The organism is Hansschlegelia beijingensis (assembly GCF_045505405.1).
Lineage (GTDB): Bacteria > Pseudomonadota > Alphaproteobacteria > Rhizobiales > Methylopilaceae > Methylopila > Methylopila beijingensis_A.
The window spans coordinates 1-3,023 of the sequence record NZ_JBJKEX010000365.1 but is presented as its reverse complement, the minus strand read 5'-3'; the positions used below and the strand labels follow the sequence as shown (position 1 = coordinate 3,023).

Sequence of the window (3,023 nt, the reverse complement as noted above, 5' to 3'; positions counted from 1 at the left end):
CGCGAGGGCGTTGGCCGGCCGACGCGGGTCGCCCCGCGCCAGCCCCGGCTTCGGCGCGGCTACTTCGGCGCGAGCACGATCATCCGGCAGAGCTCCGGATCCTCGTCCTTGTAGGGCGAGAAGCCGTTGCCTTCCTGGTAGACCCGCACGGTGAGGCCCCAGCGGCTCGACAGCTCGCGAGCGAGCGTGGGCGCGTCCTGGTAGCGGCGGTAGTGGTCGCCGTGCACGTGGTCCTTGTCGGTGCGGAACTCGGCGGCGAACACGTCGTTCGGGCGGAGGCCGGCGGCCACCGCCGAGAGCAGCACGTCCTGCGGCGGCTCGTCGATCGCGTGCAGCACGAAGCGGCATTAGAACAGCACCCTCTGCGGGGCCTGGCCCTTCAGATCGGCGATCACGCCGGCGAGCTTCTCTCCTTCCTGCAGTTCGCACTGCACGAAGGAGAGGTACGGCAGGCCGCTCCGCGGCATTCTTGTTGCAGGTCTCGGCCGCGACCTGGGACCGATCGACCGCGACCACCTTGCTGGCGCGCTTGGCGAAGCCGAAGGAATCATGCCCGTTGCCGCAGCCGAGGTCCAGAACCGCGCCCAGAAAATAGCTCGAGTCCGCCGCGTAGCGGCAGAACGTCGACGAGTCCGAATACCAAGTCTGGGCGTAGAACTTGTCCCGATAGACTTAGGTCCGTCGGCCTGACTTTCCTGCATTAGCGTATCCGTCGCTCCACCTTTGGTTTGCGAATGCGCCCCGAGAACGGCGAAGACCCCCGCGGCTCGACTGGCGCCAATCGAAGCCGAGATCGCGATGCGAAACAAGTCTGCTGCGGTGCAGCGCGGGAGACAGCGCTCACGCCCGGGTCCCAGCCGTGAATTCCAGGCTCTGAAGCTAGCGATCCTCGCGAATTCAGAATCCCAGTGTCCGGGCCGGGGTACGATGGGCGCGGGCGGCGGTCAATTTTCGCTCCCGCCGTCAGGGGTATCGGCGTCCGCCGCGAGCCGCCGGACGCGGGGGCGGCTGCCGCGACGGGCGCGTGTCCGCCGCGGCTCGGGTGGCGCGCATGACAGTATTTTTCGAGCGCTGGCCGGGTAACCCGCGACCTTTCGCCTCATCGGGATTCTCCGGACCCCGCGGCTCGTGAAATCGCGCGCCGGCGCCCGGATCTCCTTCCTCGGCCCGCCGATCCGATTGCGCGAACGCCTGTGAGCGCCGGCGCCGGCTAAACGCAGGCGCCAAGCCGCCTCCCGGGCGTGTGCACCGCAACCGTCATCGGGTCCTGCGGGCCCGCACCGCGCCGACGCCGGCTTCCCGCGACTGTGCAAGCGCCCTCGGACAGGCTATCCGTGAGACCGGATCAAGCGAGGTGCCCATGCGATCACTCGTTAATCGCGTGCTGAAGATTGCGACGGGCGACGGGAACAAGTTCTCGGCGCTGGTGGATGCTGGACGCGCCGAGGATGCGGAGCGGCTGGCCCTCAATCATGTCGAGAACAACAACAAGCGGACCTTTTATCTCCGCAAGTTGCTTGAGCTTTACTCACAGACCGCGCGCCACGCGCAGGTCGTGGAGCTTTTCGGCAAGTACGGTTCGGACAAGTCGCTCGCGACCTATCCGCTTCAGGTGATCCTCGCGACGGCGCTGGTTGAGACCGGCGCGCACGAACGGGCGCGCAGCGTCCTGCTGCCGCTGATCCTCGAGCATAATTTCGTCGTGCCGCTGCAGCTCTACAGGCGGCTGCCGAGCGGTCCCACGACGGTCGACGTCGCGGTGGCGGCGTTCACCCGCAGCCGGCGCTCCTCCGTCACGAAGGCGTCCCAGGCCTCGCATCTCGTCGACATCGCGATCGCGGCCAACGAGGTCGACCGCGCCTATTACATGATGATGGAGATCCTGCGCTGGATCGGGGAGGGCCAGTTCACCAGCGCGCCCAAGGCCAAGACCTATATGAAGGCGTCCGCCGGCAACGCGGCCCTGGTCGACCTGTTCGACCTGCTGATGCCGACCGCGCCGTTCTTCCTGATCAGCGGAACCCTGCTCGGCGTGATCCGCGAGGGCAAGCTCCTCGGCATGGACAAGGACATCGACCTCGGCGTGATGGGCCATGCGCAGCGCGACGAGATCAAGTCTCTGATCGCCGGCAGCCCGAAATTCACCGAGGTGTTCGTCCCCTCGGTCGATCTGATCAAGATCAAGCACAAGAACAACGTCAACATCGACCTGTTCTTCCATCACCGCCAGGGCGGCACGGTCTGGCACGGCAGCCACCTGCACGCCTGGGACAACGCGGTGTGGTGGAGCGAGGGGAGTTCGCCGTTCTCCAAGGTGCAGTTCGCCGGCCGGGAGTTTCTGATCCCGTCCGACCCGGACAAGTATCTGACCGAGAATTACGGGGACTGGCGCACGCCGCAGTCCGATTACGACGCCTCCCTGGAGGCGCCCAACCGCCGTGTGCGCAACCGGGTGCTCGCCCGGCTGCACTGGCAGAAGCTGCTGGTCAAATACTACCTCGGCGGCGAGTTCAACCTGCTGTCCAAGACGTTCTTCCACTACGAGAAGGAGTTCGGCTCGGACGCCTTCCTGCAGGAGGCCTCGCGCCTGCTGCTGCTGCGCAATGTCGAGGATCGTTCGGCGCAGTCGCAGGGCGGCGGCGCGGTCCTTGAGATGCAGGCCCGCCGCTAGCCGGCGAGCAGTTCCGTCGCCCGCACCTCGCCGACCTCCACGCCCGCCCAGTTCCTCATCGGACGGCGGGCGCGGCCGGCGAGCCATTCGCCGAAATCGCCTTCCGGCGCGAGCAGCCGGATGAGCACCGCCGCCATCACGGCCTCGGCCGCGCGGGTGGCGCCGTCGTCGATCTTGATCGCGACGCCGTAGCCGAGTTCCGGGATCGCCCCGACATGGACGCCTTCGGCGCCCATCTTGACGAAGACGCGCCCCGCGCCGAGCTGCATCGCCTCGGTGTCGAAGCGGCCTGAGCCGCCGATCTGGAACGGCGCCGACCAGGCCGCCTCGCGCAGCGTGCGCGCAGCCGCGG

General features: G+C 67.5%; 3 protein-coding genes and 1 pseudogene. 1 reads left to right on the top strand and 3 read right to left on the bottom strand.

Annotated features, from left to right (window positions below; genetic code table 11):
- Positions 1-59 precede the first annotated feature (59 nt).
- Both ACIKT0_RS16065 and ACIKT0_RS16060 read right to left on the bottom strand, forming a co-directional pair.
- Positions 60-338, bottom strand: coding sequence for a hypothetical protein (locus ACIKT0_RS16065; RefSeq protein ID WP_407106366.1), 279 nt, complete (start codon positions 336-338; stop codon positions 60-62).
- Between the two features lie 166 nt (positions 339-504).
- Positions 505-576 (bottom strand): annotated as a pseudogene (locus ACIKT0_RS16060) (hypothetical protein); the annotation flags it as partial.
- A 784-nt stretch (positions 577-1,360) separates the two neighbouring features.
- Here ACIKT0_RS16060 and ACIKT0_RS16055 point away from each other — a divergent pair.
- Entirely contained in the window at positions 1,361-2,671 is a 1,311-nt protein-coding gene (locus ACIKT0_RS16055) for a hypothetical protein (protein ID WP_407106365.1), read from the top strand.
- Here the strand turns inward: ACIKT0_RS16055 and ACIKT0_RS16050 are convergent.
- Positions 2,668-3,023 (bottom strand): asparaginase (locus ACIKT0_RS16050; protein ID WP_407106364.1); only part of this gene is annotated, 356 nt, incomplete at its 5' end. The two genes, ACIKT0_RS16055 and ACIKT0_RS16050, sit on opposite strands and share 4 nt — an antisense overlap.